The organism is Amaricoccus sp., assembly GCF_036846665.1.
In the GTDB taxonomy this organism is placed as follows: domain Bacteria; phylum Pseudomonadota; class Alphaproteobacteria; order Rhodobacterales; family Rhodobacteraceae; genus Amaricoccus.
Genome location: NZ_DAIUBO010000308.1, coordinates 1 through 3,835 on the forward strand (window position 1 = coordinate 1; position 3,835 = coordinate 3,835).

Consider the following 3,835-nt stretch of genomic DNA (forward strand, 5'->3'; position numbering starts at 1 on the left):
GACGCTCCCCGCGGCGAGGCCCGCTACGGCCTGCTCTCCGGCTTCCGCCGCCTGCACGCCTTCCGCACGCTCCACACGGCCACCACCGAGGATCGCTTTGCCAGCATCCCCGCCTTCCTGCGCCAGCGCACCTCGCTCGCCGCCGCCCTCGCCGCCATGGTCGAGGAAAACGAGATCCGCACCGGCCTCTCCCCCTTCGAACGCGGCCTGATCGCGGTGACCGCCCGCAACCAGGGCGCCTTCGCCTCCATCGAGGACGCCGTCGACGGCCTCTATCCCAACGCCAGCCGCTTCAAGCGCACCCGCCTGCGCGCCATGGCCTTCCTCGCCGAGGAGATGGCCGGCCAGCTCACCGCCCCCGAGCGGCTGTCGGAGCGCCAGGCCGGGCGCATCGCCCGCGCCCTCACCGCCGGCTTCGGCGAGCTGATCCGCACCGCGCTCGAGGAATCGAGCCTCCGGGACCCCGACCACCAATGGGCGCTGATCGAGCCGATTCTCGCCGAATCCGAGGAAGCGGCCCGCGCCCCCGAACGCGCCGAGCGCCCCGGCCGCCCGCGCCGCATCCTGCGCCCCCGCTACGCGCTGACCGTGCGCCGCGAACGCACCCGCGACGGCTGGTCCCTGCATTTCACCGGCCGCGAAGCCTCCGGCCCGCTGATGGACCTCGTCCTCGACGAGATCGAACGCATGTACGCCCCCGACTGACCGGGGCGCAACGGACCCGCGACGCGATCCCCGCCCCGGTACTCGAAGGAAAGCCGCGCCCCGACCGGCCGCGCCGCCTTCCCCCGGACCGGGCAAGGGAGGCGCAGCATCGCTGTCGGTCGGGGATCCGGACGGGCGGCCCGATCGCCCTGCATCGATCCCGCAAGGGAACCCGTGCCGGCGTCACGGATCGGACGTCCATTCCCCGCGACCGTCGAAGAAATCGCGCTGATCGGGCGGCGGCAGCGGATAGGCCTCCTTGAGCACCTCCCAGAGATCCATCTCGGCGGTGATTGTGGCGACGGTCTGCACCAGCGAGCGCGCCACCACGATCGCGGCCCGCCGCACCAGGATCGGGCTGTCGATGATCCAGAGCGTCACCTCGCTCATCACCCATTTGCGCCAGGCTTCGAGCAGAAGCTCCATGTCGAGGATGCCCGGCAGGGACGGGTTGACGTGCCCCTCCTTCCACCGCCAATGGGCCGCCAGATGCGCCTGGGCCACCGTCAGCGAGCGCCCGTCGAAGAACGGACCGGCGCGTAGCGCCTCCGCCACCGGATCGTCCTCGCGCCCCATCACCACCGAGGCGCGCCGATACATGTCGCTGACCCGGCCGACCATCATCGCCAGATCGTCCCATCGATCCTCGTACTGGGCGTCGCGCAACTCGTGCCAGTCGTCGCCGTGAAAATAGGGGCGCGTCTGCCATGGCGCTTCCATCTCAGAGATCGAGCCGCCCCTGCCGCCCCGGCGCCTCCTCCCGCGCCGCCTTCCTGAACGCATCGTCGCGCCGCGCCGGCAGCTTCACCGCCCGGTCGCGCAGCCCGAGCGCCTCCTCGATGGTGACGATCTGCAAGCGCGGCACCGGCGCGAACCCGTCCATCTCGAACTGCCCCGCGCCGGCCGCCTCCGCCACCATCGGCCGCGTCGGCGGGGTCAGCGTCAGGAATACCCCGATCTCCGCCTTCTCCCGCTCGATCACCCCGCGCAGGTCGCGGATCATCTGCACGCTCACATTGTCGCCGGCCTTGACCGAGATAATGGCGCGGTGGGTCTTGCCGAAATAGAGGTTGCCGTCGATGCCCCGGTCGGCACCCTTCTTGCCGAGATTGCCCGGCTGGGCGGCGATCAGGCTGAGCGCCCATTTCTCGAACTCGAAATAGTAGTTCTTGTCCTCCCGCCCCCGCCGCGCCAGATCGCGCGCGCCCGACAGGTCCTGCGGCACGCCGTGAGTAACGAACTGGACCGCCGGGAAGGCGTCGCGCAGCCGCTTCTCGATCAGCCCGATCGCGAGATGCGTCACGTCGATCCCGATCCAAGACCGCCCCAGCTTCTCCGCCGCGTGCACCGTGGTGCCGCAGCCGCAGAACGGGTCGAGCACCACGTCGCCGGGGTTAGAGGAGGCGGCGACGATGCGCTCCAGCAGCGCGACGGGCTTCTGGGTCGGGTAGCCGAGGCGTTCTTGGGCCGCTTGGTTTATCCGGTCGATGTCAGTCCAAACATCTCCGACCACGACGCGCCTATTGTCGTGGTCGAAGGGCTCCTCATCACGGCGCCGGGGGAACCCTCCACCGGCAGGCCAATGTATCAGGCCTTTCTTGTCCAGCTCGTCCAGCTGTGAGTGGAGGTTCCCCCAATGGCGGCCAAAGCCATTCGGGTCGAAGCCACGCCAAGGCAGGCCCGTCTCACCATTTCGCGTACCCGCCCCGGTGAGTTCATAGGTCTGATATTTCTTGCCGTCCGAGCCGGTTATGAGTGTATGCGGCAGCTTGGCTCTTTCCGCCGCGACAGTCTGCGAATTATGCTCGAACGAGGACGACTTCGCGGACTGCAAAATTACATCGTGAATCCACGGCCACCTACCCTTTGTGCCGCGCGCGTTTGTCCTCTTCCACACCAATTCCGCTACGAAGTTTCGTGGCCCAAACACCGCATCCAGCAATATCTTCAGATAATGGCTCGCCGTCGGATCGCAGTGCAGATACAGGCTGCCGGTCGGCTTCAGCACCCGGTGCAATTCGATCAGCCGCACCGCCATCATGGCGAGATAGGCCATCATGTCGTTCTCGCCGAGAAAGCTCCGCATCGCCCGCAGCATCTCCGCCGCCGCGCCGTTGCCGGAGCGCAGCACCTCCCCGAAGGCCGTCTCGGCGGCGTCGGTCCAGTGCCAGGTGTCGTCGAAGGCCTCGATCTGGGCGGCGCTCTGATTGCCGCTCGGCCCCTTGAACAGCACGTTGTAGCTGGCGTTCGAGTTGAAGGGCGGGTCGAGGTATATGAGGTCGACGCTCTCGGAGGCGATCGAGTCGCGCAGCACCGCGAGGTTGTCGCCGTAGTAGAGGTGGTTCGTCATGCTTCCGTCCGATCGCCTCGCGGGCGGAGCCTAGACGCATTCGCAGCCGCAGGCCAAGCGAAAGCGGCCAGACCTGCGCCCAGGCGGTTTCGATTCGGTTAACGCCGCAGACAAATCCGTTCCGTGTCAAGAGCTTGCCCGGATGTGCGCGCGCGCACATCCCCCTCCCGCCGCCCCCTGCCCTCTGCTATGCTCGGCCCATGCACGCCCTCTGCCGCGACTGCCTGGCCGCCTGGGACGGCGCCGGCCGCTGCCCCTCCTGCGGCTCGCGCCGCACGCTCGCCCATGCCGAGCTGACCGGGCTCGCCATCGCCCATCTCGACATGGACGCCTTCTACGCCTCGGTCGAGAAGCGCGACGACCCCGGCCTCGCCGACCGGCCGGTGATCGTCGGCGGCGGCCGGCGCGGCGTGGTCTCCACCGCCTGCTACATCGCCCGCATCCGCGGCGTGCGCTCGGCCATGCCGATGTTCAAGGCGCTCGCGCTCTGCCCCGAGGCGGTGGTGGTGAAGCCGCGCATGGGCACCTATGTCGAGATCTCCCGGCAGATCCGCGCCCTGATGCTGGAGCTCACGCCGCTGGTCGAGCCGCTCTCCCTCGACGAGGCCTTCCTCGACCTCAGCGGCACCGAGCGCCTGCACCGCGCCCCGCCCGCGCATCTGCTCGCCCGCCTGCAGGCCCGCATCGAGGCCGAGCTCGGCCTTACCGCCTCCATCGGCCTCTCCCACAACAAGTTCCTCGCCAAGATCGCCTCGGACCTCGACAAGCCGCGCGGCTTCG

At 68.9% G+C, this 3,835-nt stretch carries 3 protein-coding genes and 1 pseudogene; 2 read left to right on the forward strand and 2 right to left on the reverse strand.

Translation table 11 applies throughout. The features are described 5' to 3' along the window. A pseudogene (locus V7050_RS19280) lies at positions 1–705 on the forward strand (ParB/RepB/Spo0J family partition protein); the annotation flags it as partial. Between the two features lie 183 nt (positions 706–888). Here V7050_RS19280 and V7050_RS19285 read toward each other — a convergent pair. Both V7050_RS19285 and V7050_RS19290 read right to left on the reverse strand, forming a co-directional pair. Continuing rightward, on the reverse strand, positions 889–1,425 hold the full coding sequence (locus tag V7050_RS19285) for a hypothetical protein (RefSeq protein WP_324374135.1): 537 nt from the start codon (positions 1,423–1,425) through the stop codon (positions 889–891). A 1-nt stretch (position 1,426) separates the two neighbouring features. After that, positions 1,427–3,019: a DNA methyltransferase gene (locus V7050_RS19290; RefSeq protein ID WP_324411061.1), complete on the reverse strand. Its 1,593-nt coding sequence runs from the start codon at positions 3,017–3,019 to the stop codon at positions 1,427–1,429. Positions 3,020–3,255: 236 nt separating this feature from the next. Between V7050_RS19290 and V7050_RS19295 the strand changes: the two genes are divergently transcribed. Next, positions 3,256–3,835, forward strand: a 580-nt coding sequence (locus V7050_RS19295) for a Y-family DNA polymerase (RefSeq protein ID WP_442885717.1), incomplete at its 3' end; no start/stop codon positions are given.

Coding starts and splice junctions, on each gene's coding strand:
- V7050_RS19285 (WP_324374135.1), bottom strand. CDS start 1,425: ATGGAAGCGCCATGGCAGACGCGCCCCTATTTTCACGGCGACGACTGG.